Annotated in this window: 20 protein-coding genes and 1 pseudogene; 14 read left to right on the top strand and 7 right to left on the bottom strand. The window is 39.3% G+C overall.

What is annotated here, in order from left to right; translation table 11 throughout:
• Positions 1 to 92: 92 nt before the first annotated feature.
• The 7 genes from petC to ACM03V_RS29810 all read left to right on the top strand — a co-directional run bounded on the left by petC (position 93) and on the right by ACM03V_RS29810 (position 9,359).
• A complete protein-coding gene (gene petC, locus ACM03V_RS29780; protein WP_414624423.1) occupies positions 93 to 632 on the top strand; it encodes a cytochrome b6-f complex iron-sulfur subunit in 540 nt (179 codons plus the stop codon).
• Positions 633 to 842: 210 nt separating this feature from the next.
• On the top strand, positions 843 to 1,844 hold the full coding sequence (gene petA / locus ACM03V_RS29785; protein WP_414624424.1) for a cytochrome f: 1,002 nt from the start codon (positions 843 to 845) through the stop codon (positions 1,842 to 1,844).
• Between the two features lie 1,556 nt (positions 1,845 to 3,400).
• Positions 3,401 to 4,609, top strand: coding sequence for an RNA-guided endonuclease InsQ/TnpB family protein (locus ACM03V_RS29790; RefSeq protein ID WP_414624425.1), 1,209 nt, complete (start codon positions 3,401 to 3,403; stop codon positions 4,607 to 4,609).
• A gap of 689 nt (positions 4,610 to 5,298) precedes the next feature.
• Positions 5,299 to 6,540: a sedoheptulose 7-phosphate cyclase gene (locus ACM03V_RS29795; RefSeq protein WP_414624426.1), complete on the top strand. Its 1,242-nt coding sequence runs from the start codon at positions 5,299 to 5,301 to the stop codon at positions 6,538 to 6,540.
• Positions 6,540 to 7,376 (top strand): O-methyltransferase, encoded by an 837-nt coding sequence (locus ACM03V_RS29800; protein ID WP_414624427.1) that lies wholly within the window; start codon positions 6,540 to 6,542, stop codon positions 7,374 to 7,376. Before ACM03V_RS29795 ends, ACM03V_RS29800 begins: the two co-directional genes overlap by 1 nt.
• A 107-nt stretch (positions 7,377 to 7,483) precedes the next feature.
• Positions 7,484 to 8,893: an ATP-grasp domain-containing protein gene (locus tag ACM03V_RS29805; protein ID WP_414624428.1), complete on the top strand. Its 1,410-nt coding sequence runs from the start codon at positions 7,484 to 7,486 to the stop codon at positions 8,891 to 8,893.
• Positions 8,894 to 9,125: 232 nt separating this feature from the next.
• Positions 9,126 to 9,359, top strand: coding sequence for a photosystem II protein, Psb35-related (locus ACM03V_RS29810; protein WP_414624429.1), 234 nt, complete (start codon positions 9,126 to 9,128; stop codon positions 9,357 to 9,359).
• An 810-nt stretch (positions 9,360 to 10,169) separates the two neighbouring features.
• On the opposite strand, the gene ACM03V_RS29815 is transcribed toward ACM03V_RS29810, so the two are convergent.
• The 7 genes and pseudogenes from ACM03V_RS29815 to grpE form a co-directional block, all read right to left on the bottom strand.
• A complete protein-coding gene (locus ACM03V_RS29815; RefSeq protein WP_414624430.1) occupies positions 10,170 to 11,759 on the bottom strand; it encodes a glycoside hydrolase family 57 protein in 1,590 nt (529 codons plus the stop codon).
• A gap of 317 nt (positions 11,760 to 12,076) precedes the next feature.
• On the bottom strand, positions 12,077 to 13,246 hold the full coding sequence (rsgA, locus tag ACM03V_RS29820) for a small ribosomal subunit biogenesis GTPase RsgA (protein WP_414624431.1): 1,170 nt from the start codon (positions 13,244 to 13,246) through the stop codon (positions 12,077 to 12,079).
• Positions 13,243 to 13,500 carry a sulfurtransferase TusA family protein gene (locus tag ACM03V_RS29825; protein WP_414624432.1) on the bottom strand — a complete coding sequence of 86 codons (258 nt, stop codon included), beginning with the start codon at positions 13,498 to 13,500 and terminating at the stop codon, positions 13,243 to 13,245. Before ACM03V_RS29825 ends, rsgA begins: the two co-directional genes overlap by 4 nt.
• 4 nt (positions 13,501 to 13,504) lie before the next feature.
• Positions 13,505 to 14,629: a molecular chaperone DnaJ gene (gene dnaJ / locus ACM03V_RS29830; RefSeq protein ID WP_414624433.1), complete on the bottom strand. Its 1,125-nt coding sequence runs from the start codon at positions 14,627 to 14,629 to the stop codon at positions 13,505 to 13,507.
• Positions 14,630 to 14,976: 347 nt separating this feature from the next.
• Positions 14,977 to 16,168, bottom strand: a pseudogene (locus ACM03V_RS29835) (RNA-guided endonuclease InsQ/TnpB family protein).
• A gap of 264 nt (positions 16,169 to 16,432) precedes the next feature.
• A complete protein-coding gene (dnaK, locus tag ACM03V_RS29840; protein WP_414624434.1) occupies positions 16,433 to 18,415 on the bottom strand; it encodes a molecular chaperone DnaK in 1,983 nt (660 codons plus the stop codon).
• A 232-nt stretch (positions 18,416 to 18,647) separates the two neighbouring features.
• Positions 18,648 to 19,316, bottom strand: coding sequence for a nucleotide exchange factor GrpE (grpE, locus tag ACM03V_RS29845; protein ID WP_414624435.1), 669 nt, complete (start codon positions 19,314 to 19,316; stop codon positions 18,648 to 18,650).
• 514 nt (positions 19,317 to 19,830) lie between these two features.
• Here grpE and ACM03V_RS29850 point away from each other — a divergent pair.
• The 7 genes from ACM03V_RS29850 (at position 19,831) to ACM03V_RS29880 (ending at position 26,833) form a co-directional block, all read left to right on the top strand.
• On the top strand, positions 19,831 to 21,843 hold the full coding sequence (locus tag ACM03V_RS29850) for a GspE/PulE family protein (protein WP_414624456.1): 2,013 nt from the start codon (positions 19,831 to 19,833) through the stop codon (positions 21,841 to 21,843).
• A 109-nt stretch (positions 21,844 to 21,952) separates the two neighbouring features.
• Positions 21,953 to 23,062, top strand: coding sequence for a type IV pilus twitching motility protein PilT (locus tag ACM03V_RS29855; protein WP_414624436.1), 1,110 nt, complete (start codon positions 21,953 to 21,955; stop codon positions 23,060 to 23,062).
• A 118-nt stretch (positions 23,063 to 23,180) separates the two neighbouring features.
• On the top strand, positions 23,181 to 24,410 hold the full coding sequence (locus tag ACM03V_RS29860) for a type II secretion system F family protein (RefSeq protein ID WP_414624437.1): 1,230 nt from the start codon (positions 23,181 to 23,183) through the stop codon (positions 24,408 to 24,410).
• A 150-nt stretch (positions 24,411 to 24,560) separates the two neighbouring features.
• On the top strand, positions 24,561 to 25,112 hold the full coding sequence (locus ACM03V_RS29865) for a hypothetical protein (protein ID WP_414624438.1): 552 nt from the start codon (positions 24,561 to 24,563) through the stop codon (positions 25,110 to 25,112).
• A 618-nt stretch (positions 25,113 to 25,730) separates the two neighbouring features.
• Positions 25,731 to 25,943 (top strand): DUF2997 domain-containing protein, encoded by a 213-nt coding sequence (locus ACM03V_RS29870; protein ID WP_414624439.1) that lies wholly within the window; start codon positions 25,731 to 25,733, stop codon positions 25,941 to 25,943.
• 45 nt (positions 25,944 to 25,988) lie between these two features.
• The gene (locus ACM03V_RS29875; RefSeq protein WP_414624440.1) at positions 25,989 to 26,375 is read left to right on the top strand and encodes a DUF1257 domain-containing protein; all 387 of its coding nucleotides are present in this window, start codon (positions 25,989 to 25,991) and stop codon (positions 26,373 to 26,375) included.
• Positions 26,375 to 26,833 carry a ferredoxin gene (locus tag ACM03V_RS29880; protein WP_414624441.1) on the top strand — a complete coding sequence of 153 codons (459 nt, stop codon included), beginning with the start codon at positions 26,375 to 26,377 and terminating at the stop codon, positions 26,831 to 26,833. The genes ACM03V_RS29875 and ACM03V_RS29880 overlap by 1 nt, the downstream gene beginning before the upstream one ends.
• Positions 26,834 to 26,924 lie beyond the last annotated feature (91 nt).

Below are 26,924 nucleotides of genomic sequence, written 5' to 3' on the forward strand. Positions count from 1 at the left end.
CGCACGGATCTAAATGAGAGGTGCTGTGGATAATACCACACATCGACTCAACCAAAAAAAGTTAACAAAAATCAACCTCGAACTCGTAGATTATGGCTCAATTCTCAGAATCAATGGACGTACCCGATATGGGTCGTCGGCAATTCATGAATCTTCTTACTTTCGGAACTGTCTCCGGAGTTGCTCTAGGAGTATTGTATCCCGTTGTCAAGTATTTTCTTCCGCCTTCTAGCGGTGCTGCTGGTGGTGGTGCTACAGCAAAAGACGAACTTGGTGCGACTGTCAGCGTTTCTGAGTTCTTAGACAAACACAACGAAGGCGATCGCGTTTTAGTACAGGGCTTAAAAGGCGACCCTACATACATTGTGGTGGATGGGAGCGAATCCATTCAAGATTATGGAATTAACGCTATCTGTACCCACTTGGGTTGCGTTGTACCTTGGAATATTGCTGAAAATAAATTTAAGTGTCCTTGTCACGGTTCTCAGTATGATGCTACTGGTAAAGTAGTTCGCGGCCCTGCACCATTGTCTTTAGCGCTTTCTCATGTAGCGGTACAAGATGACAACATGGTGATTACTCCTTGGACTGAAACTGACTTCCGCACCGACGAAGATCCTTGGTGGGCTTAAACAGTTATCAGTGAGCAGTTATCAGTATTCGTTTTTTTTAGGCTTCAGTCGGTAACGCGAGCTATATTTTAATTTCGTTAATTTCTTCTTGAGGTCAATTCTAATAACTGCTGGCTGTTAGCTGTTGACACCGTTTAATCCTGCGTCCCAAGTTCTTAAAAAAGAACTAAGAACTAATAACTAATAATTAAAGACCAATCCGAAGAAGAGATGAGAAATAATTGTACGACTGGTTTAAGTCGCGCCTTTAAAGCGATTTCTAAAACATTATTGGTGGCGATCGCTACGGTGGCGTTTTTCTTCACCAGCGATTTAGCAGTTCCACAAGCTGCTGCTGCTTATCCTTTCTGGGCACAAGCTGCATATCCGGAGACACCAAGAGAACCTACAGGACGCATTGTTTGCGCTAACTGCCACTTAGCTGCAAAAAATACTGATGTAGAAGTACCTCAAGCAGTATTGCCTGATACCGTATTCAAAGCGGTAGTTAAAATTCCTTACGATACCAATGTCAAGCAAGTAGGTGCTGACGGTTCCAAGGTTGGTTTGAATGTTGGTGCCGTATTAATGTTGCCCGAAGGGTTTAAACTGGCTCCTCCCGAACGCCTATCCGAAGAATTAAAAGAGGAAGTCGGAGATGTTTACTTCCAACCTTACAGCGAAGAGGAAGATAATAATGTTTACTTAGTTGGCCCACTTCCTGGGGAACAGTACCAAGAAATCGTTTTCCCAATTCTTTCTCCCAACCCTGCAACTGACAAAAGTGTCCACTTCGGCAAATACGGCGTTTACGTTGGTGGAAACCGAGGACGCGGACAAGTTTATCCTACTGGCGAAAACAGCAATAATAACCTTTTCGTAACTAAATCTGCTGGCACAATTACCAAAATTGCCAAAGAAGAAGATGATTTTGGTGGTGTGAAATATGCTGTAGACGTTCAAACTCCAGAAGGAGAAACCATCACTACTTCTATTCCCGCAGGCCCCGAATTAATCGTTTCTGAAGGACAAGAAGTTGCAGCAGGTGAAGCTTTAACCAACAACCCCAATGTCGGCGGTTTTGGTCAGCATGACACAGAAATAGTACTACAAAGCGCAGGCCGAGTCCGAGGACTGATGGCGTTTGTAGCCCTGACAATGATGGCTCAAATCATGCTTGTACTCAAGAAGAAGCAAGTTGAGAAAGTTCAAGCTGCTGAAATGAACTTTTAATCGCGTTATGCCTTTATGCATCAAGCTGAGCCGCACTGCGAGCGGTGAACGCTTATCGTCATAATCGTTGAATTATTCATCTCAAGACAGGTATATTGCCTGTCTTTTTTTTATTTTTTAGGAAATTTTGGTTATAGACATACATAGTGGTTTCTACTATTAGTTTTGATAGATTCTATAATTGCCCTGCGTAAACTATGTAGGGTTAACGATGATAAAAATTTCTTCTCCGCCTCTTCCCTCTTATAGAACTATAACTAAAATTTATCGTATCCCACCTACTGCTTCTTATTCCCTTTGTTTTTAAAAGAAATGTAATAAATAATCAATATAATAAAATATTAAATTGTTATAAAACCATGAAATATTAGCCAAAAAAGCTATAAATTTAGTTTTATTTCTCAAAAATAACCTCTTTAATTCTGCAATGATTCAGTATAGGAATGTAATATGTAGTTATCTGTTTTACATTTAAACTGCTGTACTAACATTCTAAAAATGGTTTAATGACAAATTTGAACTAAGATTCACTGCGGCCAAATCTAAATAAAATCTGAATTTTTCACATAATTTTTTATATAATAATCAAATAAAAATCAGTCTATAGTCTGATATAATCAATCCCTGGGACAGTTGAAATCATGCAGTCTAAGCCGATTGCACTTCGGTCGCAAAAAAAAAAATTATTTAAAACAAAAAAATTAAACTTTTTATCAAATTTTTGATAGAGTGAAAATTACCAACATAAGTTAACAAAGAACCTATCTTGACAAATCTTTCTATCTCCGGGGTAAATTTTAGCGTCTTCTATCGTTCCGACCTATGGCGGAATGATATAAAATATCAAAAATTAGGTTTTGCGAGCCGTATAGAACTGAGGAATACGGCTTTAATATGAAGCTAGTTATTGTCATTGCTCAGTTGTCTGTAGTAGCGATCAATTTTTCTAACAACAATTTGCTCACGTATTGTTTGTTTAACAATCTCGCTCCATTCCCTACTGGCTTTTACATTGGCAATGGATAGCGAATCCGAGTTTGGGGTAAGATAAAATTGGTCATTGACCCACCCAACTGACTAAAAGGCTTTCATTGTACTAGCAGAGTTTGGGGAATTGGTGATTCCGCTGGAGAATAAAAACCTACTCCACGATAAACCTTGATAAAAAATATACGTCTACGGAAGAATGTCCAAGTCTGCGATAATCAATAAGCCATCAGACCCTTCCTTGAATGTAAATCTAGGTTGCAATCTTAAGCATAAGCCTGGAGACTACCGAGAGGAGCTTTGTACTACGGTAGAATTTCTCCGAAGTAGAAGCAGCTATACGACTTCGGAGAACTTTCATAAATTGGCATAGGTAGAAACTGCCTTCCTTACCGGATGTAAATCATTAAGTTAAAATCTTTAACTGCTGTCCTGTTTGAGTAAAGGCACACTCGATTGGCAACGGGCATTACATCTCAATACTGTCCCAATTCAGTATTCAGGTATATAGTTTAAAATACATAAACATCGCCAAATGAAGACAAATTTAGTCAGATGTTTGAAAACTGATGAAACTAATCCAAAAGCACCAAATTAAACAAACACACTCGAAATTTAAAGAGATTGATGGAGCTTGTTTTGCTTCAAAAAAATTGTTTAATTGCGCTGTATATATTTGCAGACAACACTATTTGAAAGGTGAGAAAATACCAACTTTTAACGAGTTGTATCACCTTCTTAAACTAACTGATGATTATAAGAGTTTACCAGCTAAAATATCACAACTCACAATCAAACAAGTCAGTAATGTTTTCAAATCGTATTTAAAAGCAAAAACGGAGTATTCCAAAAACCCTCTGAAGTTTACAGGTAAACCGAACTTACCCAAATATAAACATAAAGAAAAAGGTAGAAACTTGATTTGTTTTAATTACCAAGCTATTTCCAAAACTTGGTTAAAGAAGGGTTTTGTTAGTCCTTCAGGATTAACTTTAAAAGTCCCAACCAATATAAGTGATATTGATGAAGTAAGGATTGTACCAAAATATGGGTGTTATGTTGTTGAAATTGTCTATAATGTCCCTGACGTTGAACAATGTACGGATGGTGTTATCGCTTCAATAGACATAGGTTTGAATAACTTGGCTACTGTTGCTAGCAATAACTCGAATTTTACTCCTTTTATTGTTTGTGGTAAAGCTATTAAATCTTATAACCAGTGGTACAACAAACTTAAATCAAAATTACAATCATTTTTACCTAATAATCTATATACTTCTAAAAAAATAGAAGCCTTGACACGGAAGCGTAATAATAAGATGGATTATTATATCCATACAGCTAGTAGATTTATTGTAAATAAACTAATAGAACGTGGTGTTAGTCGTTTGATAATTGGTAAAAATGAAGGTTGGAAACAAAACATTAAAATTGGGAAAAGAAATAATCAGCACTTTGAAAGTGTTCCTCACTCTACATTGATAAATCAGTTAGTTTATAAGTGCGAACTTGTCGGAATTAAAGTCACAACCAGTGAGGAGAGTTATACTAGCAAGTGTAGTTTTCTGGATATGGAACCAATAGCGAAGCATAGTGAATATCAAGGGAACCGAGTAAAAAGAGGTTTGTTCAAATCTTCACAAGGGATTAGAATTAATGCTGATTTGAATGGTAGCTTGAATATTTTGAGAAAAGTAGTTGGGGATTCTGTTTTTAACAGAGACTCAATAGAGCGGCTTGTAGTTAGCCCAATAAGGTTTAAGCCTTATAAAGCTTGAGTAGATTTGTCTACAAAATTAGTAACTATGTGGATTTCTCATCTAAGAGATAGAACTTACCTTTATCCAAAAAGGTAAAAGGAAATTTGTCTTCATATTGGTTGTTAAATAAGGTGCAACGAATGGTACTGTAATAGAGTGGTCTATTTCTTTGTCAATTTAAGCGGTTAACCTAACTGCTTGACTTACTGGCTCATAATCCAGAATTAAAGTCATATAAGCCTTTTTTCCCGCAATTATAGTTAGTTGAACAGGGTTAAACCTAAAGGAACTGTATGTAATTATCCTGCTTTGCGATCTCAAGTCTTAAAAATCTGTCAAAATTTAAGGCTGTTTTTACCTGGGTTAAACAAGTTCATGTGCTGTTTCATTCTTCAACACCAAGAATGCCTATTTGGGTAAACAATAGTTTTGGAAACGAAACACTTATCTTTACCATTAGCACTGGAATTGATACATTTCGGAATCTTCTTTTTATCCCTTTGCTTTGGAGACTTCTTTTTCTCTGAGAAGCTTGTTTTAAAAAATAAATTTCTCAACCAAACAGTATTAAGAAGTTAGCTACTATAACAGACTGCGGCAAAATCTTACTAAATGTAGAGAGACTCTGCATCATCTACCACTTTAGGTAGATAATCGAACGCACATTTACCAGTAATAAAAATTCATCAACGGGGAATTCAACAGCTATGAGTATTGTTCAGTCAAAGTTAGAAGCTACTGAATCTGCTTTTCATATAGAAGCTTATGAAAAAATTGAGTATAGTCTCGTTTATGTTGATGGGATTTTTGACATCAATAATCCTGAATTGGCAGAGTGCTATCAAAAGTTTGGGCGATGCTTAGCCGTTGTAGATTCTAATGTCTACAAGCATTTCAGTAACAAAATGCAGCAGTACTTTGAGCATTACGATATTGATGTAACTGCTTTTCCTGTAACTATCACCGAGCCTAATAAAACAATCCAAAGTTTCGAGAATATTATAGATGCATTCGCTGATTTTAAGCTGGTTCGCAAAGAGCCTGTTTTAGTAATTGGTGGTGGATTGGTAACGGATGTTGCGGGTTTTGCTTGTTCTGCTTATCGCCGTAGCAGTAACTATATTCGCATCCCTACTACTTTGATTGGTTTGGTTGACGCTAGTATTGCGATTAAAGTCGCGGTAAATCATAAGAAGCTGAAAAATCGCCTTGGTGCTTACCATGCTTCTTCTAAAGTATTCCTTGATTTCTCCTTCTTGGGCACCTTACCTACCGATCAAGTACGCAACGGTATGGCTGAATTGGTCAAAATTGCCGTAGTTGGGCACAAAGAAGTATTTGAATTGCTCGAAGAATACGGCGAAGAATTGCTTCGTACTCACTTCGGTAACATTGATGCGACAGACGAAATTAAAGAAGTCGCTCATAAATTGACTTACAAAGCCATCAAGAAAATGTTGGAATATGAAGTACCCAACCTACACGAGCTAGAGCTAGATAGAGTTATAGCTTATGGTCACAGTTGGAGTCCAACTCTAGAATTAGCACCTCGCGTACCTATTTTCCACGGTCATGCAGTCAATATCGATATGGCTTTATCTGCTACTATTGCAGCGAAGAGAGGCTATATTAGCTCCGAAGATAGAGATCGTATTTTAGGCACAATGAGCCGAATTGGACTTTCTCTCGATCATCCTTTACTCGAAGCAGACCTTTTGTGGGATGCAACTGAATCTATTTCTTTAACAAGAGATGGTAAGCAAAGAGCCGCAATGCCCAAACCAATTGGCGAATGCTTCTTTGCTAACGATTTAACTCGCGAAGAATTAGCTGAAGCCCTGGCAGAACATAAGAAGATTTGTCAGAAATTCCCTCGCGGTGGTGAAGGGGTTGATATGTACCCAGTTTATTCTGAATCAGAAGCTGAACTTGTAGGGAGTGAAAGCTAATGACGGGTGTTGTAGAGAAACCATTGGCAAGGCCTGTTACGCCTTTAGGGATATTAGCGCAGGAATTAGAAGCTGTTGTGCAAGCAGTAGATAAAGAAACATTGCCAGCACAAATTAAACAAAAGCTTCATTTTGCTTGCCGCTTAGCATCAGCTTTAGACCCTTATTTAGAAGAATGCACCACCTCTGAATCGGCAGCGTTAACAGCCCTTGCAGACAAAACAGCGCGAGAGCAGTGGGGGAACCGCTTTAATCAAGGGGAAACGGTAGTCGCTTTAGAACAGGAAATGCTTTCTGGTCATATAGAAGGACAAACATTGAAAATGTTTATCCATATGATTAAAGCCAAGCGAGTATTAGAAATCGGTATGTTTACGGGCTATGGAGCTTTAGCAATGGCAGAAGCATTACCCGCAGACGGAAAATTAATTGCTTGTGAAGTTGACCCTTATACAGCAGAGTTCGGTAAAGCTGCTTTCCGGGAATCTCCTCACGGCGAAAAAATCCAAGTTGAAATAGGACCAGCAGGCGAAACTTTGGATAAACTAGCAGCATCGGGAGAGTCATTTGAATTCGTGTTCATTGATGCAGATAAAGCAGGGTACGTAGATTATTTCAACACCTTGCTAGAGAAAAACTTATTAGCCCCATCCGGGTTTATCTGCGTTGATAATACATTGCTTCAAGGGCAGCCTTATCTAAGCGAAGCAGAACGTACTGCCAATGGAAAGGCGATCGCCGAATTTAACCGCACCGTCGCTGAAGATGAACGTGTCGAACAAGTGCTACTTCCGGTACGAGACGGTTTAACCATCATCCGGCGAGTAGAAAATTAACAAGTTCCCTCAAACTTATAACTTTTGCCTTCTTTTCTTTAGGAGGGTAAAAGTTATAAATTACCTTTAAAAACACAGGTAACATTTTCCCTACTTCCTACTCAAAAATGGCACAATCATCTGTTTCTGTTTCTTCATCTCAACCAGTAACACCCCCTATTCCGATCGGTATGCGTTTTGTCGCCTTATTTCAAAACCTAGCAACTTTAACTTTACTTTTGCTAATCTTACCAATTAATGCCACCATCGTTTTAATATCTTTACTGTTAAACATACTGACTTCTCCGTTAAAAAAAAAACAGATAACAGTAACTGCCACCGAAAAGAAAAATATTCTTATTAGCGGTGGAAAAATGACGAAAGCACTACAGCTTGCTCGGTTTTTTCATGCCGCAGGACATCGGGTAGTGCTAACAGAAACCCATAAATATTGGCTGTCGGGACATCGATTTTCTCAGGCTGTAGATAAGTTTTATACAACTCCCGTTCCGCAAAAAGATTCACAAGCTTATACTCAAATTTTAACTGATATTGTTAATAAAGAAAACATTGATATATATATTCCGGTAACAAGCCCAATTGCTAGCTACTACGATGCTTTAGCAAAACAAACTTTATCAGAACACTGCGAAGTATTTCATATAGATGCTGCTACCTGCGAAATGCTTGATGATAAATTTGCTTTTAGCGAAAAAGCGCGAAGTTTCGGTTTATCGGTTCCCAAATCTTTTAAAATAACTAATCCCGAACAAGTTTTAACGTTTGATTTTGGGCGAGAAACTCGTAAATATATTCTCAAAAGCATTCCTTACGACTCAGTAAGACGTTTGGATTTAACAAAACTTCCTTGCGATACTCCACAAGAAACAGAAGCTTTTGTGCGAAGCTTACCAATTAGTTCTCAAAAGCCTTGGATAATGCAAGAATTTATTCCTGGCAAAGAATACTGTACTCATAGTACGATTCGGGATGGTGTATTAAGACTGCATTGTTGTTGTGAATCTTCAGCCTTCCAAGTCAACTACGAAAACGTAGAACATTCAAAAATTCGTGAATGGGTAAGGCACTTTGTCAAAGGATTGGGAATTACCGGGCAACTTTCTTTTGATTTTATTGAAGCCGAAGATGGTAACGTCTATGCCATTGAATGTAATCCCCGCACTCATTCTGCAATTACCATATTTCACGATCAACTCCAACAAGCAGCTGATGCTTACTTGAGTAAAGAACCCATCGACGAACCTTTACAAGCTTTACCCAACAGCAAACCTACTTATTGGATATACCATGAATTTTGGCGATTGAATGAAATTCGTTCTTTTTCCCAATTAGGGAATTGGATGAAGAATATGTTCCGAGGTACAGACGCTATTTACACATTTAACGATTCTCTACCATTCTTGATGGTGCATCATTGGCAAGTTGCTTTGCTATTGCTGAAAAACTTATCCAAGTTAAAAGGTTGGGCAAGAATAGATTTCAACATCGGTAAACTTGTGGAATCAGGTGGAGATTAATGTTCGAGTATGCAGATATTCATCTCTACGTGCCGACTTTAGTCCTAAATAAGAGCGATAAATCGCGGCACGTAGAACAATAAATTTATCTTTTATCCCACTTAACGCCCAATTATGCAAGGGGGAAAACCCTACCTTTAAAATCGGTAAACACACCTTTAACTACTTTATGAATTTTTGTTACTTTTGTTTACATAACGAAACAAAAATTTAATTTGAGGACATAAGTAACATGATGACTATATTAATTTCACTATTCGTTGTAGCTTGGGTAGCTGCTGCGCTAATAGGTAGTCAAGCATATTTCCGAGGAGAGCAAAGAAAACCGATCCACGAACGTAATTGGGCTTCCGAGTCTTTTGATTTCTTAGCTAAGTCGATAACTGGTGAAGAAACCGACTACATGGAGCGCGTACCTGCTTATGTTGTTGTTGAGACTTATGCTAGTAAGCGAATTGGTAAATAATGGAATAATGAACTGCTTCTGTAACAGCTTCGATTTTCATGAAGAAAGCCCTCAGCATAACAATGTTGGGGGCAAAAGCTCATCTTTTCATAATTGTGCATCATTAACTAATTTCCTATAGATTTTAGATTCAATAAGTTTCCGAGTTGATAACTCACCTCCAAAATTAATTAAAATTGCCCTTACTTTACAAGGGTTTTAGAGCCACATTTAAGTCCCTCAAATTGTGAAATTATCACTGTATTAATAAAGTTTTGATAACTTAATTCACCTAAAACGCTACTTATAAACTAAAGGCGATCGCGTTGCGTTGCAACAGCTAACAAATCGCTTGTTTTTTACAACCGATTGACCTTACTTAAAAAGTTAAACGTTTTTAATATTGCCGAACACATCCTATCTAATCCTGCACATAATGAGATAATTACTTACTTTTTAGTGAATACGGTATATATAATTGCTCAAAAATTTTTCAGATAAAATAGCGTGAAATTTTTTATTCGTAATGTTTTCATGGTAATATTTATTTTAGAGATAATTTTTTATAATAGAGAGATTGGCTTTTATCAAAAATTTGTTAAGATCCCGATTATTTAAAAATAGTATTCATTTTTTGATTATCCCATATTTTCACCATATAAAAATTTTTTTTCAATCAAATGAAACTGAAAAAAAAATTGAATTATTTTTTATAGAATGACATGGCGTTGGAGATATTTATAGTTCACATTAGGGGTAACTTATATTCACAAAATTCAAAAGAAAAAATAAGGTGGACAATGCCCACCCTACAAATGATTCGTCTTCTAATTACAAACTTCGGTATGCTCGATAGTTGATGCTTGGAAAAATATTGTCTATGTATTCAACTTTCTCCAACCATCCGCTATCAATTTTCCCCATATTAATATCTTCGTAAAGCTTGTTAAATCGCATCAAGTGAGAACGGGTTCTTCTTACAGCATAAGGAACCATTGTTCCGGTTCGCATAATAAACGCCCAGTCGGAAGATTGTGCTAAAAGTAACTCTCTTGCAGCTTGATTGAGAGCTTTCCACTCCAACTCATCTTCTGCTTCCCGACTCGATAATTCAATCATCCGCTCGGCAGCTTTGTGCAAATGCGGGTAAATCCACGTATTAGTTTCGTTTAGCCAATACTCGTGAAAACCCTTGTATCCCCAACTTGATTGAGAAGGACGACAAACTTGTTGAACCGGATTAGTTTTCAAATAATCTGACAAGTGAATCATGTCATAGGTATTTTGGTCAAACCAAGACTTACGGAAGAGATAATCAATAAACCAAGGGCCTTCATACCACCAATGTCCGAATAATTCTGCATCGTAAGGAGAAACCACAATTGGAGGACGATGCATCATATTGTGGAGATGTTCAACTTGACGCTCGCGGTTAAACGCGAAGTTTGAAGCGTGTTCTGCCGTTTTTTCCCGCGCCCAATATGGGTCGTAAAGTTGCTTGTCTCCAAGTCCTAAACCTCGACCAGTAATTTTGTGATATTTAATGCCCGTATTCTTCCGCTGACCGTTAGGCATAATGAAAGGCTTAATATATTCGTATTCAGCCTCCCAACCCAAATCTTTATAAAATTCCCGATATTCCGCAGCACCGGGATAACCTACTTCAGAAGACCATACTTGTTGAGAGGATTCATGGTCTCTTCCAAAAGCTGCAACGCCACTTTCTGTAAAAATAGGTGCATATGTACCAAAACGGGGACGAGGACGAGCATACAAAATACCATGTCCGTCGGTAAGGAAATAACGCAATCCAGCATCCGCCACCATGCGCTCTAAACCTTCATAATAAGCGCATTCCGGTAGCCAAATACCTCTGGGAGGACGACCAAAGTTCTCTTCGTAATGCTCTGCTGCGACTTTAAGTTGTGCCCAAACCGCTTGGGGATACATCTTCATTAACGGCAAGTAACCGTGAGTCGCACCACAGGTGATGATATCAATATTATTAGAATCTTGGAATTGCTTGAAAGCAGTTATTAAATCGCCTTTATATCGTTCCCAAAATTCTCTAGTAGCGGCAAATTCACTCTGGTAATGCTCCGCTAAATACTTAAGATGACCATTCTTAGCATTATGTTCAATTTCTAACTCTATTAATTGCTGTAATTTCGCTAAGTGTTCGTCATAACGTTCTTGCAATAGCGGATCTCGCAGCATTGAAACCAGAGGTGGTGTCATGCTCATGGTGATTTTAAAATCAATACCATCTTGTTTCAAGCCTTCAAAGACTCGTAACAAAGGAATGTAAGTTTCCGTAATTGCTTCATAAAGCCATTCTTCCTCCAGCACATAGTCACTTTCCGGGTGACGAACGAAGGGCAGATGTGCATGAAGTACAAGCGCAACGTAGCCAATAGCCATAGTATTAAGTCCGACCTGATATCTATATATTGTTGTGATTAAGTAGAAGCATCCGTTCGGAAGACAAGCAGGAATCTATTCCACACTTTAAAAATGTGTAGCTAAATAAACCAAGCCTGCGAGAGTTTTTACTCACCGAAGGAAAATTTCTAGTTAGTCAGAAGTTAACAATATTTTAAGACTTTATGGGAATGAGTAGACTATCGTTGCTAATTATTTATTGAATAGGGAGCAGGGAACAGAGAAAAGTTGTCAGTTAGCAGTTAGCAGTTAGCAGTTAGGAATTCATTTCTTCCCAATTACCAATTACCAATTATTTATTCTTCGCTTTCTTTATACAATTCCTGCAATTTCTGCTGTTGCTTTTTTCGAGAAACGCGGCGATATTTCTTGCTTTCTAATCTCGGCTCATATTCTTGCCGCCCTTTACCTTTGCTTTTCAATTTAAGGTTGGATTCTGGATCTGCTTGCTGTCTAAGCCAGGTTTGACGTTCTATTGCTTCTTCTAAAAATTCTAAATAATCTTCGTAACGTTCCCAATCTCCTCGCACTACGCAATCGGGTTCGTCTTTATGCAAGCAATTGCTAAATCTACAGTTACCACTTTCTAATTTTTCTCTAGCTTCTGGAAAGTAACTAACTAGTTCTTCTGGGGTGCAGTCTAAATCTGGTTGATTAAAACCTGGAGTATCTGCGAGTAAACCTCCTCCAGGAATTTCAAATAATTCTACGTGACGAGTGGTATGTCTTCCGCGAGCTAACTTACCCGAAACTTCAGCTACCCTTAAGTTGGCGCTGGGAATCAAAGTATTAATTAAACTGGATTTTCCCACACCGGAAGCTCCAGCAAGAACCGTAATTTTACTTCCAAGAATCTCGTCCACAGCGTCCATATTTATACCTTTGTAAACGCTGATAAACGTAGGTTGATAGCCCCAACTATTAAGACGTTCTTTAATTTCTACCTGTTCTTGAGAAGTGATTAAATCGCTTTTATTCAAACACAGAATTACATCTAACCCAGTTGATTCACCTTTTACCAAAAAGCGGCTGAGTTGATAAGGTTCTAAGGGCGGATCTGTAACAGCGAACACCAATAAGATTTGATTTACATTGGCGATCGCCGGACGATCCAGTTGAGAATTCCGGGGTAAAACATCGGCGATCGCGCCCCTACCACCAGCCCAATCGGGTTCTTCTACCACAACGCGATCGCCAACAATTACCTGTTGACCAATTTTCTTTAAACGGGTTCTGCGCGTGCATAAAAGCAGTGGTGGATTGGAAGAAGAAGCGGGGGAAGCAGAGTGAGTGGAGGAAGAAAATGCTCTTATCTCCCTATCTCCCCATCTCCCCATCTCCCCATCTCCCCATTCCCTTGTCTCCTTGTCCTCTTTCTCATCCAACTGAACTCTGTAAAAATTAGCCTGCACGGCAAGAACCGTACCTAATAACTGTCCGGATTTTATTGATACGTCGTCACTCATGAGTCACTAACTGGACACCGTATCAACAAGGAAAAATAACCGGAACAGTCATTAATTTGTTCAATTTTATAACCTGCCATTGTCAAGCTATCGGGAACTTGCTCGATTGGTTCTCCCGGATCTAACCAAACTTCTAATAATTCTCCTGGCTGCATTTGCTGCAAACGAAGCTTTGTCCGCACAAAATTAATCGGACAAGGAGTTCCGCGTAAGTCAAGTTGAGCGTCGGGAGATAAAAGTGAAGATACACTCATTATTTTAATTAAATAATTTTCCCAAAAAACCTTCTAAGCCGCCTTTACCAGTACGCTCTCCCTTAATTTTAGCTAGCTTTTCGAGTAGTTCTCTTTCGTCGGGTGTGACCTTGTTTGGAATATCAATCAATATCGTAATCATATGATCGCCCCTACTTACAGGATTTCCCAAACGCGGAACGCCTCGATTTTCCAACTTCATTACAGTATTGGGCTGAGTTCCTGGCGGAATAATCATTTCTACAGGGCCATCTACTGTTTCTACTTCCAAACGGCATCCTAGAATTGCCTGAAGATAGCTAACCTTTATTTCAGAAAGTACGTTTATTCCATCGCGCTGGAACTCTTCATCTTCATTTACGAATAAATAAACGTATAAATCCCCAGGCGCACCTCCCCGCATTCCAGCATCTCCTTCATTAGAGATACGCAACCGAGTACCGTTGTCAACCCCCGCTGGAATAGTAATTTTAAGTTTCTTGGTAACTTGATTGGCACCCTTACCTTCACAAGCGTCGCATTTATCTTCCACCACCATTCCTTGTCCGTTACAAGTAGGGCAGGTTGAAACTTGGGTAAAGCTACCAAAAGGGGTTCGAGTTACGCGGCGAACTTGACCGGAACCGCTACAGGTAGAACAAGCCCGAGGGCGAGTGCCTGGTTTTGCACCAGAACCGCTACAAACGTCGCAAGTTTCCAGGTGTGAGATCCGAATTTCTTTTTCACCGCCAAATACCGCTTCCCGAAAATCGAGTTTGAGGTCTAAACGCAGGTCATCACCACGAACTGGCCCGCTGCGCCGTCTTTGAGACTGACCTGCACCTCCAGCAAAGCCGCTGAAAATGCTTTCAAAGATATCGGCAAAACCGCCCATATCCCCAAAGTCTTGGAAACCAGCAGCACCAGCACCCGACACTCCTTGTTCTCCAAAGCGGTCGTAGCGAGCGCGAGTTTCAGGTTCCGAAAGCACTTCATAAGCGCGGTTGATTTCCTTAAACCGCTCCTCAGCCCCCGGCTCTTTGTTCACGTCTGGGTGATACTTCCGGGCTAAGCGGCGGTAAGCACTTTTCATTTCTTCTTTGTCGGTGTCGCGAGAGACACCCAGAATTTCATAATAGTCGCGAGCCATAAAGCAAAGGTAAAAGTTAAAATGTTGGAAACTAATATGCAGTTACGCGGAAGGCAAAAGGCAAAAAGTTAAGTTTTATTATTAATTATTGATTTTACACTTTACTCTTCATAAAAATCACCTGCAAATATTAAAGCGCAGGTTTAACTTGAGTAAGAACGACATTTCTTAATTTCGGTCGATCGCCGACTCTCTTACAATTGTGCTACGTAGATGTGCAATAAGTAGACTGATTACAGAAGGGCTAGCCGCACCTATTAGTGTGGAAAACCCGCCATAGGATCTTTCTTTTGCGGCATTTAACCATTTTGACACTCCTCGACAGTCAGGTACGAGGATTCTTTAATCTACGAGTCAACTTGCACAGGCTGGATTGCTCCAACTAATGTAGAGGTCGATTCTCCTAAAGCGTTGCTCATGTCTAGCATGAAGGTTCCAGTATGCCCTACTGTACCCAATCCTCGACTAAGGATATTTCTAGCTGCATTTTCATCTCGATCCATCAAAAGGCCACATTTACAAATATGTGTCCGAGTAGATAAGGTTTTTTTGACAATTCCACCGCAGCTAGAGCAAACAGCACTCGTGTATTGCGGATTAACCGCGACCGTTGCACGTTGAAATACTTTACCGAAGTATTCAACCCAACAACGGAACTGATACCAGGATGCATCATTAATAGACTTAGCCAGACAGTGATTTTTCACCATATTCCTAATTCTCAAGGCGACCTAGGCTATCAAATCGTTAGACTGAACTACGCATCGTGCCAATTTCACAGCATGATCTTTACGTTGCCTACTTCCGCATGAGATGGCGTTTACCTAAAATCTGCTTAGCTTTTTTCCTATTGCTTGAACCTTTGATCTTCTTAGAAACACGACGTTGGGAACGTTTAAGAACTTTTTCACCAATGCGTAGAAATGCAGGATTTTTGACTACTTCACCATTTGAATTAGTGTAGTATTCTTTTAAACCAACATCTAATCCAACTGTGTTTCCAGTTGGGGCGATATCCTCCCGCCGAAAAGCATTAATACAAAATTGAACGTATACGCCGTCAGCGCGTTTCACCAATCTAACTCTTTTAATCTGGCTGATTTGATAAAAGTGCAAATCGCGAGTACCTTTCAACTTTAGTCGCCCAATACCTTTCTTGTCAGTGAAAGTTATTGATTTGCGGTCGTCAGCTAATTTCCATCCTGTAGACTTGTATTCAACAGAACGGCCATTCTTTTGAAACTGCGGGAATCCCTTTTTACCCACAGTCCCTTTCTTGCAGTTCTCATAAAAACGGTTGATTGATGACCATGCCCTTTCAGCACTAGCTTGTCTAGCCATCGAATTGAGTTCCGAAGCGAATGAGAATTGTTTAGCCAGAACCGCGCAGTATTTCTGCAAATCGTTTTTACCCGTCCCTTTGTTATCCATCCATAGACGAATACAACTATTCCTAACAAATTTAGCGGTGCGAATTGCCTCGTTAACTGCTTGGAACTGGTTAACTTTTCCGTATGCTTTCAACTCAAAAACTAACATAGCTTACCTCCCGTCCTTATACTACTACGGCAAGTATAAATATAGGATAAAATGAATAAAAGCCGCCTCTAAGGACGAAGCTTTAGACCCATTGATTTCGGTAATACCATGCATTAATACCGCAATTTGCCGCACGCCAAATTTAACAGCATATTTCTAATCGACTATACAAGCAAAAACCTTCCCCACAAAAGTAGGAAAGGTTTTCACGGCTTCGGTTTCAAATGTGCTGCACTATAATATATCAAATATATTGATTCGCAATTAATCTATAGCCTCGTAATCAGCTTGGACTGTATTATCTTCGTCAAAATCAAAATTGAATTGCGGTGCAAAAGCTTCTTTTGATGCTTCGCTATCTTCTGTTTCTGGAATGGAAAGACTATCGGAATTATCGGACGGTTCCGGTTCAACTGTTTCTTCGTAGTTTCCAGTATTAATGCGACTGTATACCTCTGCACCAATGGCGAGTACCGTTTGTTGAAACTCGTCTAAACACTGTTTGAATTCTGCAACGGGTATTTGTTGGTTAGCCATTGCAGCTTGCAATTGCGTTAACTTCTCATCAATAGAAGCTTTGAGTTGCTCGTCGATTAAGTCAGCATTATCTACCAAAGCCGATTCGTAACTGTGCAAGAGAGTATTAGCTTGATTTGTTAATTCTATCAACCCTAAGCGTCTTCTGTCTTGTTCAGCATAGGTTTCGGCTTCCTGACGCATTTTTTCTACTTCATTCTGACTCAAACCACCTGTATTGGTAATCCGAATACTTTGTTCTCTACCAGTACCTTTATCTTGAGCGCCTACTTTGAGGATACCGTTGACATCAATTTCAAAAGAGACTTCAATTTGTGGTACGCCTCTCGGAGCCGGAGGGATTCCATTTAAAAGGAATTTACCCAAACTTTTATTATCCCGCGCCATCGCTCTTTCACCTTGAAGAACGTGAATTTCTACCGAGTTTTGTCCGTCAACTGCTGTGGAAAATACCTGAGATTTACTAGTAGGAATTGTAGTATTACGCTCCATGATTTTGGTAAATACTTCTCCTAAAGTCTCAAGTCCCAAGGATAAAGGAGTAACATCCAAAAGCAGTAAATTATCAACTTCACCACCCAACACCCCAGCTTGAATTGCAGCACCAAGAGCTACAGCTTCATCGGGGTTAATGGAACGATCTGGAGCTTTCCCACCAAAAAACTTCATTAAAGCATTTTGTACTGCCGGAATGCGAGTGGAGCCACCCACTAGAATAATTTTATCCATCATATCTGGCTTGAGGTCTGCATCTTTGAGCGATTGCATCATTGGTTCAACAATAGCTTGAATCAAATCGCTGGTGAGTTCTTCAAATTTGGAACGGCTAAGTTCCATTTCTAAATGTTTCGGCCCGGTTTCATTAGCGGTAATAAACGGTAAATTGATTGAAGTACTCGGTGTAGTGGAAAGTTCAATCTTTGCCTTTTCAGCAGCTTCCCGCAACCGTTGCAGCGCCATCTTATCTTCAGAAATGTCAATTTTTTCTTGCTGGTAAAAAAGCTCCATCATCCACTGGACGATACAGTTATCAAAATCATCTCCACCGAGGTGATTGTTACCGCAAGTTGCTTTTACTTCAAATACTCCATCTCCGAGTTGCAAGATAGAAACATCAAAAGTTCCACCTCCCAAGTCAAATACAAGAATCAACTGTTCTTCATCTTGTTTATCCAAACCAAATGCTAAAGCCGCAGCGGTTGGCTCGTTGATAATTCGCAGTACTTCTAATCCAGCAATTGTGCCTGCGTCTTTAGTCGCTTGTCTTTGAGCATCAGTAAAATACGCCGGAACTGTGATTACTGCTTGAGTTACATCTTCACCCAAGAAACTTTCCGCATCCTGCTTTAACTTCTGCAAAATCATTGCGGAGATTTCTTGAGGCGTATAATTGCGTCCGCGAATTTGGACATCAACAGTATCGTCTCTACCTTTATCACAGCTATATGGTACGCGAGCGCGTTCCTCTTGAGTATCATCCCAACGACGACCAATAAATCGCTTAATACTGTATATAGTGTTTTCCGCATTAGTTACTGCTTGGCGCTTTGCCAGAGGACCAACTAAGCGCTCGCCGCCTTTGCCAAATCCAACAATAGACGGAGTAGTACGTCCGCCTTCTGAATTAGCTATTACAAGGGGTTTCCCACCTTCCAAAACTGCGACACAACTATTGGTAGTGCCCAAGTCGATCCCAATAACTTTTCCCATAACTATCGGTATTTTTACTGATTATTTCTATAAAAATGCAATTTTAACAACGATTTATGGGGAACAGTTTTCCTTAATCAAACAACATAGTTTATAGAAAATAGAAAACTGTCCATCCCTAATCGTTGATAATAAAAAGCGCGGTGATGGTAATCGTCGATCAATTGGGATGCGATGCTCGCCCGATTATGATTAATCGTTGATCTGATGAAGGTTAGTAAAAGAGTGGTAACTAGTCTAAAGTACTTGCTTCCCCAGACTGCGAATCCTCCCCAGAAAAGTTATCTTCCGAAGGGGCAGCCACCTTCACCATTGCATGACGTAGCACGCGATCGCCAAGAAAGTATCCGCGTACTAACTCTTCTAACACTGTTCCTTCTGGATATTCATCCGTAGGTTCGCGCATTACTGCTTCATGTTCGTTAGGGTCGAATTCTTGACCTTCAGGACGCATTGGCGAAACACCCAAGCGTTTGAGAGAGTCTACTAGCTGTTTGTAAACGCCTTGATAACTTTTGTGAATCCCCATTTCGCCATCATTTTGGGGTTTAATTTGCGCTCGCGCTCGTTCAAAATTATCAATTATTGGTAATAATTCTGTAATCGTGTTGCGCTTCACCTGTAATTCCAAATCGTCTTTTTCTTTGAGCGTGCGTTTGCGGTAATTCTCAAAATCTGCCGCAATTCGCATATATTGACTGCTACGCTCATCCAACTGCGCCTTTAATGATTTTATTTCAGCCGAATCTGAAGCACCAGCATTATCTTGAGCGCTGGTTGGGTTTACTTTCTCATCTTCTGGATTAGCCGTAGCCGAATCTGCTACGTTTGCCTCAATTGTGACTTGCTCGTTAACATCGCCGTTAGCATTGGGATTTGTTTGTGGAGAGTCGCTGTTCATTACTTGTTTACCTCTGTTTGTTCGCCTTTGGGGGATTGCTGTGTCCTAATAGAAATGATTGTTAATCCAGCCACTATTTTCCAATCATTTAGTAATACTTTATAGGGTAGTTTTCACCACCTCATAAAACAACAGCGATTAAAAGTTAATTGCTGCTGGGGGAAACTTCGATCTATTTGTGGTCTTACCGAAGTAGCATCACCGTCATGATTATGGCAAATAGTGAACGTATTAATGACTTTCCTGTATAAGTTAATTTGTAGAAATTTCTGACCTTGAACAGGTAGGGTTTGCCTCATGCGCCCCATTCAATAGATAAATATTGTGACTGCTACTACCATTCCCCATTCCCAGATCCAACGTTCCCCAAACCTAGCTATAAACACGAATAAATACAGTAATTAATCCGTTTAAAAAATTTTAGCTAAGATTTCTTGGTTGAAATGAAAATTCTGCACTCCAGGTTGGGAATACTCAAATAGTACGGAATGTGCAGCATCCATCATCTCAATATATGACTTATTCGTCACAAAAAAGGCGTAGTACCGCTCTGAGCGTAAAATCGGAGTTTTCGCCTTTCGGTAACAAACTTGTTCAATCTGGCTTTGTGGATAACAACCAGATGAAGCAAGCACTTATAGAAAGTCGCAAATCAGGTAGACCTTTAACTGAGGTTATCGAATCGATTGCAGGGCGGCAGCTATCACCAGAGCTACTTCGCGAATATAAAAAGCAACAGCTATTTGAGCTTAAAATTCTCTATGGCGTAGAATCCTTAGATCCCGAAGTTAATGAAGTAGGGGCAACTTCGGTGGGAGGCTTGATTGAGTCTCTTATCCCGGTGGATATTTGTCGTCGCCATCGCTTAATTCCATTATCAAAACATGAGGATGAAAATCCACCCTATGTTTTGGTAGCGATGGTAGATCCAGATAATCTAGAGGCTTCCGACGACTTGAATCGGGTTTTACGTCCGCAAGGCTTCAGTTTGCAAAGAATGGTAATCACTCAAGAAGATTATCAGCAGCTAATCAACCAATTTTTGGATGAAATGGCACTCAAACAGAAGCATATAGAAAAAGAACAATCAACCGATCTCAACCAAGATTTAGAAAATCTAGATAATCTTGACTTAGAAGATGCTCCAGAAGAAGCAGAAGCTGATTTAGGTTCGGCAATGAAAGGCGCTGAGGATGCGCCAATTATCAACCTGGTAAATAGAATCCTTGCCAAAGCATTACACGAAGGGGTTTCCGATATTCACATCGAACCCCAAGAAGAAAATTTACGTATACGCTTTCGTAAGGATGGTGTATTGCGGGAAGCTTTTGACGCATTACCAAAAAAAATCATTCCAGCAATTACAGCCCGTTTCAAAATTATTGCCAACTTAGATATCGCCGAACGTCGTCTTCCCCAAGATGGACGTATTCGGCGGATGTTTGAAGGACGCAAAGTGGATTTTCGGGTAAATACGTTACCAAGTCGTTACGGAGAAAAAGTAGTTCTCCGAATTCTAGATAACTCCTCAACTCAATTGGGATTGGATAAATTAATTACCGACCCCGAAACATTGCAAATTGTTCAGGAGATGGTCAGCCGTCCTTTTGGCTTAATTCTTGTTACCGGCCCAACGGGTTCTGGTAAAACAACGTCTCTCTATTCTGCCCTCGCCGAACGAAATTCTCCCGACATTAATATCAGTACTGTAGAAGACCCCGTGGAATATAGTTTACCGGGGATTACACAGGTGCAGGTAATTCGGGAAAAAGGACTGGATTTTGGTACTGCATTGCGAGCATTTTTGCGACAAGATCCCGACGTATTACTTGTAGGAGAAACCCGAGATAAAGAAACGGCGAAAACAGCAATTGAAGCAGCATTAACGGGGCACTTAGTATTAACTACCCTGCACACCAACGATGCTCCCGGTGCGATCGCCCGTCTCGGAGAAATGGGTATTGAATCTTTTATGATTTCCAGTTCTTTAATCGGAGTTCTGGCACAGCGCTTGATGCGTCGCGTATGTAGCGAATGTCGTATTGAGTACGCGCCAACCTCGCAAGAACTCGCACGTTACGGCTTGTCGGCATCTCAAGAAGCCGATGTAACTTTCTATAAAGCCAATACTTTGACTATAGATCAAGTCCAAGAAGCTAAAGCTAACAATACACTTTGCGAAAAATGTGGGGGTGTTGGTTATAAAGGACGTTCCGGTGTTTACGAAGTAATGAGAATTACCGAACGCATCCAAGCTTTAATCAACGAAGAAGCACCAACAGAATTAATTAAAGAAGCAGCAGTAGAAGAAGGAATGAAAACCCTGCTTGCTTACAGTTTGGATTTGGTGCGTCAAGGAGCTACCACTCTCGAAGAAGTAGAGCGGGTAACGTTTACCGATACAGGTTTGGAAGCAGAGTTAAAAGCTAAACGTAAGAGTGGTTTAACTTGTCGAAGTTGTGAAGCTCAATTGCAGCCGGAATGGTTGGATTGTCCTTACTGTATGACATCAAGATTTCAAGACTAACTCATAAAAGTTAGGAGTTAGGAGTTAATAATTATGAGTTTTTAAAGGATTAATAACTAACAACTAACCACTAACAACTAATAACTAATAAATAAAAGGGGCACAAACAATGGAAATGATGATTGAAGATTTGATGGAACAAATGATTGAAATGGGAGGTTCGGATATGCATTTATCCGCTGGTTTACCTCCTTATTTTCGGATTAGCGGTAAGTTAACACCTATCGGAGAAGAAGCTTTAAGTTCAGATCAATGTCAGCGATTAATTTTTAGTATGTTGAATAACTCTCAACGTAAAATCCTCGAACAAAATTGGGAGTTGGATTGTTCTTATGGTGTTAAAGGATTGGCACGTTTCCGGGTGAACGTTTACAAAGAACGCGGTACATACGCTGCTTGTTTAAGAGCATTAAGTTCCAAAATTCCTAACTTTGATAAATTGGGTTTACCAGATGTTGTCCGCGAAATGTGTGACAAACCTAAAGGAATGATATTAGTAACTGGCCCCACGGGTTCTGGTAAAACAACTACTTTGGCGGCAATGATCGATTTGATCAACCGGACAAAATCAGAACATATTTTAACAATTGAAGATCCGATTGAATTTGTTTACGAGCCGGTAAAAAGTCTCATTCACCAACGTCAACTGGGTGAAGATACAAAAAGTTTTGCTAATGCTTTAAAAGGTTCTTTGCGTGAAGATCCAGATATTATTCTGATTGGAGAAATGCGGGACTTAGACACAATTTCTCTTGCTATTTCCGCAGCAGAAACTGGTCACTTAGTGTTTGGTACTTTGCACACCTCTTCAGCAGCACAAACTGTTGATAGAATCATCGATGTATTTCCTGCTGACAGACAAACTCAGGTTCGGGTACAGTTATCAAACTCTTTAGTCGCTGTATTTAGCCAAACTTTAGTATCAAAGAAAAATCCTAAACCTGATGAATTTGGTCGAGTAATGGCTCAAGAAATCATGATTATTACTCCCGCTATTTCCAACATGATTCGTGAAGGAAAAACTGCTCAAATTTATTCAGCAATTCAAACTGGTGCGAAAGTAGGAATGCAAACTCTAGAGAAAGTTCTTGCCGATTATGTAAAAGCAGGAACCATCTCTTTTGAAGCAGCAATGTCAAAAACTTCCAAGCCAGATGAAATTCAACGTTTAATTGGTTCAGCACCAACAGCTAATGGTAAAGCTGCTGTAAGACGTTAGGAAGGTAAGCAATTTACTAGTAGTTAGTTATCAGTTTTTTTTCAATTACTAACTACTAAGTATTTTTTGATCCAACAAATTAAGATTTTGTTTTTTTTGAATTTAAACTATATAAATTATGCCCACTTTCGTTGCTAGCGTTCGGAATTCAGAAGGGAAATCCAAACAAGAAAAAATTGTTGCAAAATCTTTATCAGATGCTCGGAGTGAGTTGAGACAAAAAGGTTTTGTAATCCAGGATTTAAAAGAATTTAAAGGTTTTGATATCGGTGAAGCTCTTGATTTAACAAAACTGCAAAATAAACTTGCTACAGTTTCAGTTAAAGATAAAGCTATATTTTCTCGTCAATTTGCGGCTTTAACAAATGCGGGTGTTGCAATTGTGAGAAGTTTGGGAGTGCTTTCCGAACAATGCAGCAATCCGAAACTAAAAGAAGCACTATTAGATATTAGTAGTGAAGTGCAAAATGGTGTTAACCTTTCTGATGCAATGCGGAAGCATCCCCAATGTTTTGATGGCTTATATGTCAGCATGGTTCAAGCTGGCGAAGTCGGGGGTGTTTTGGATGAAGTTCTCAACCGTTTAGCCAAATTATTAGAAGATACGGCTCGACTGCAAAACCAAATCAAATCCGCTATGTCTTATCCTACCGTAGTAGGTGGTTTAGCAGTAATCATTTTCCTGGCAATGACTATTTTTCTGATTCCAATTTTCGCCAATATATTTAAAGATTTGGGAACAGAATTACCAGCCCTAACGCAGTTTATGCTTTGGATAAGTGGTGTTCTTACAAGCTGGAGGCTTTTTGTTCTGATTGGTATTGTTGTCGGAGCAAAAGTAGCTTTTGATATGTACTATAAGACACCTGTAGGCACATTAAATATCGATGCTCTTTCTTTAAAACTACCTTTATTTGGTGACTTAATTCAAAAATCTGCAATTGCAAGATTTAGCCGTACATTTGGTTCTTTAACTCGTTCCGGAGTACCAATTTTAACCTCCTTAGAAATTGTCCGAGATACATCAGGAAACCAGATAATTGCTAACGCTATTGATTCTGCAAGAAACGAAGTTCAACAGGGGGGAATGATTAGTTTTGCTTTGCAGAAAGAACAATGCTTTCCTCCTATGGCAATTCAGATGATGAGTATCGGGGAAGAAACGGGAGAATTAGACGGGATGTTAATGAAAGTTGCCGATTTTTATGAAGATGAAGTTGAACAAGCAGTAAAAGCTCTTACTAGCGTTTTAGAACCAGTAATGATTGTAGTTATTGGTGGTATGGTAGCCACGATTTTGCTTTCAATGTACCTACCAATGTTCGCAGTCTTTGAAGAATTAGGCTAATAAACAATTGTCAGTTATCAGTTAACAGTCAACAGTTAACACTAAATAGTTAATTGATAACTCCTTATTCTTAACTTTCAACTCCTAACTTATAACTTATAACTCCTCACTCCTAACTCTTAATCCAAAATCTAAAATCTAAAATCCTTTATGCCTGTACAAAAATCACAATACGAAATCAGTTTGGCGGAGTATAGCGATCGCTCTGCTGCTGTTGCTCTTTTAAAGCAGCATCGCCCTTATTTGGAAATGATTCCGAGTTTGCGTCGCCCGGATGAAAGTCTTGTTACAATTCCTCTACCAATTATCCGCATTCGTAAGACTGATTCATATTTGCCCCAGACAACTTGTCTACCCTGCGATTTAGCAATATTGATGTGCGATCCAGAATGGAAAATTAAAACGGGGATTGAAATTCTTGTATTTATTCATCGCCCTGATGAAGATTTTTCTGATTTACTAGCACGATGGCGACAAACTCAAGTTTGGTTGGATAAAGATTACGAGTGGTTTATGCCTCCTCGTTACAGTCATATTTTGAATGAAGGAACTAATACCATATATCCTTTGTTCGTAGTTTTTCGTGAAACAAAAGAACATATTAAACGTGGTTTACTAGGTTCTGAGACTCCTTTTATTGTTCAAACCTCTGAATTAGTTTTTGATGAGGGAATTAAAGAAGAACAACAATTAGGCAATTAACAATTAGTTAATGCTATTCGTTTAATAATTTGATGTATTTACAGATATACAAAGCTTTTTTTTAGATTTGATCGAATATAGGACTTACGCAACCGCAACGACAAATTGGGCATTCCAGAGGTAAATATTCCCTCAACCGCCTTTTGAAGCAGTGCTTTGGGTAAGTCTTAAAATAGTTTAAGATTCGTAATTTTTAATTTTTTTTAGGCTTTAATTGTTTTATAGCCTTAAAATAATCCCCGTCAGCTGCTTTTTACGACCTTTATAGACATAAATCAATTCTAATCATGGGTTGTATATCTATTTTTTTTATTTTCAACCTTATACCTTCAGGTATAGCCCAACTCTATACCTTCGGAGATAATTATATTAAGCAGCTTCATTTTCAGCTTGACTTATGTGCTTCATTAAGAGAAACTTACATATAATTGATGTAAACACTACTTCAAATAATAACTTTTGTAACGTTTTTAAATAAAAATATTTTGGAGGATAGAAAATTAGTTAATTAATGACTAATTTTATCGTTAAGGGAAAATGTTGTGATTTGGGGCAGGATTTTATATTCCGCTTCACGGCAGCATATAGAAACTTCAATAAACATGGTTGGTCAAAAGCATGGAGACGTTAGAATTTATAATTTATCCAGATGGTAGAGTACAAGAAAAAGTTACTGGAATAGTTGGTAATTCCTGTGCTGAAGTGACTGCTGCTATTGAAGCGGAGTTAGGTATTGTACTTGCTCACGAGCCAACCTCAGAATATTTCACCGCCAAAGTGTTTTCTCAAAATGATGTTGCGAATACTCAAGCAACATTTAGCAATTGGTAATTTTCCACGCAAATAAACGTTTAGTCTCACTGCTAACAAACTATTATGTCACATTTTAGCCAGATTAAGACTCAAATTCGCAATATTGAATCTTTGAAAAAAGCTCTCACCGATTTAGGTGTAGCTTGGAAAGGTGGTTCGCATCTCTTAAGCGGCTATCAAGGTATAACTCATACTGCTGAAATTGCTATCGAGCAAGATAATGGCTACGATATTGGCTTTAAATGGAACGGGAAAGAATACGAATTAGTAGCCGACCTACAATATTGGGCACAAAATCTTTCTGTAGAAGGGTTTTTGCGTCAAGTTACACAGCGTTATGCTTACCGTACCGTAGTTGAAGAAACTGCGAAAGCTGGCTTTCAAGTTAGCGAACAGAAACAGAATCAAGATGGTTCAATTCGCTTAGTAGTACAGCGCTGGAGTGCGTAATGTCTGATTTTTTGCCGCCGGAAGATGAACAAGATAATCGTTCTGGTCTTGAACCGGAATTAGGGGGTTTCTTGCGAGACGATTCCCAACGTTCTGGTTTGGAACCGGAATTGGGCGGTGTGCTGCGTCAAAAGGGCGTGTACGTCGATGAAATTACGTGTATCGGTTGCAAGCACTGTGCCCATGTTGCTCGTAATACTTTCTATATCGAACCCGATTACGGGCGTTCCCGCGTTATGCGTCAAGATGGTGACTCAGAAGAAGTAATCCAAGAAGCTATTGATACTTGTCCTGTAGATTGCATCCACTGGCTTGATTATAAGTCATTAAGAGACTTTGAAGAAGAACGTAAATATCAGGTGATTCCGGTAGTTGGTTATCCACTCGATCCGGCAGTAGTTGCTACTCAAGCTCGTCGAAGAAAGCAAAAATTGAAACAGAAAAAACCTCGATCTTAGAATTTGAAATTTTATTTATTAAAAAAGGGTTGCCAGCGCAACCCTTTAATTTTGTTAATCAGCTACAAGTAGTTAAGCACAATTATTTGTA

The sequence above is a fragment of the Calothrix sp. CCY 0018 genome, assembly GCF_963920925.1.
Taxonomy (GTDB): domain Bacteria; phylum Cyanobacteriota; class Cyanobacteriia; order Cyanobacteriales; family Nostocaceae; genus Rivularia.

What these genes read in the sequence shown, in the direction of transcription:
- ACM03V_RS29805 (WP_414624428.1), top strand. Translation starts at nt 7,484, where the DNA reads ATGGCACAATCATCTGTTTCTGTTTCTTCATCTCAACCAGTAACACCC.
- ACM03V_RS29865 (WP_414624438.1), top strand. Translation starts at nt 24,561, where the DNA reads ATGCCTGTACAAAAATCACAATACGAAATCAGTTTGGCGGAGTATAGC.
- grpE (WP_414624435.1), bottom strand. Translation starts at nt 19,316, where the DNA reads ATGAACAGCGACTCTCCACAAACAAATCCCAATGCTAACGGCGATGTT.
- ACM03V_RS29800 (WP_414624427.1), top strand. Translation starts at nt 6,540, where the DNA reads ATGACGGGTGTTGTAGAGAAACCATTGGCAAGGCCTGTTACGCCTTTA.
- dnaK (WP_414624434.1), bottom strand. Translation starts at nt 18,415, where the DNA reads ATGGGAAAAGTTATTGGGATCGACTTGGGCACTACCAATAGTTGTGTC.
- ACM03V_RS29795 (WP_414624426.1), top strand. Translation starts at nt 5,299, where the DNA reads ATGAGTATTGTTCAGTCAAAGTTAGAAGCTACTGAATCTGCTTTTCAT.
- ACM03V_RS29810 (WP_414624429.1), top strand. Translation starts at nt 9,126, where the DNA reads ATGATGACTATATTAATTTCACTATTCGTTGTAGCTTGGGTAGCTGCT.
- ACM03V_RS29860 (WP_414624437.1), top strand. Translation starts at nt 23,181, where the DNA reads ATGCCCACTTTCGTTGCTAGCGTTCGGAATTCAGAAGGGAAATCCAAA.
- ACM03V_RS29855 (WP_414624436.1), top strand. Translation starts at nt 21,953, where the DNA reads ATGGAAATGATGATTGAAGATTTGATGGAACAAATGATTGAAATGGGA.
- rsgA (WP_414624431.1), bottom strand. Translation starts at nt 13,246, where the DNA reads ATGAGTGACGACGTATCAATAAAATCCGGACAGTTATTAGGTACGGTT.
- ACM03V_RS29825 (WP_414624432.1), bottom strand. Translation starts at nt 13,500, where the DNA reads ATGAGTGTATCTTCACTTTTATCTCCCGACGCTCAACTTGACTTACGC.
- petA (WP_414624424.1), top strand. Translation starts at nt 843, where the DNA reads ATGAGAAATAATTGTACGACTGGTTTAAGTCGCGCCTTTAAAGCGATT.
- ACM03V_RS29815 (WP_414624430.1), bottom strand. Translation starts at nt 11,759, where the DNA reads ATGGCTATTGGCTACGTTGCGCTTGTACTTCATGCACATCTGCCCTTC.
- ACM03V_RS29790 (WP_414624425.1), top strand. Translation starts at nt 3,401, where the DNA reads ATGAAACTAATCCAAAAGCACCAAATTAAACAAACACACTCGAAATTT.
- ACM03V_RS29880 (WP_414624441.1), top strand. Translation starts at nt 26,375, where the DNA reads ATGTCTGATTTTTTGCCGCCGGAAGATGAACAAGATAATCGTTCTGGT.
- ACM03V_RS29850 (WP_414624456.1), top strand. Translation starts at nt 19,831, where the DNA reads ATGACTTATTCGTCACAAAAAAGGCGTAGTACCGCTCTGAGCGTAAAA.
- petC (WP_414624423.1), top strand. Translation starts at nt 93, where the DNA reads ATGGCTCAATTCTCAGAATCAATGGACGTACCCGATATGGGTCGTCGG.
- ACM03V_RS29875 (WP_414624440.1), top strand. Translation starts at nt 25,989, where the DNA reads ATGTCACATTTTAGCCAGATTAAGACTCAAATTCGCAATATTGAATCT.
- ACM03V_RS29870 (WP_414624439.1), top strand. Translation starts at nt 25,731, where the DNA reads ATGGAGACGTTAGAATTTATAATTTATCCAGATGGTAGAGTACAAGAA.
- dnaJ (WP_414624433.1), bottom strand. Translation starts at nt 14,629, where the DNA reads ATGGCTCGCGACTATTATGAAATTCTGGGTGTCTCTCGCGACACCGAC.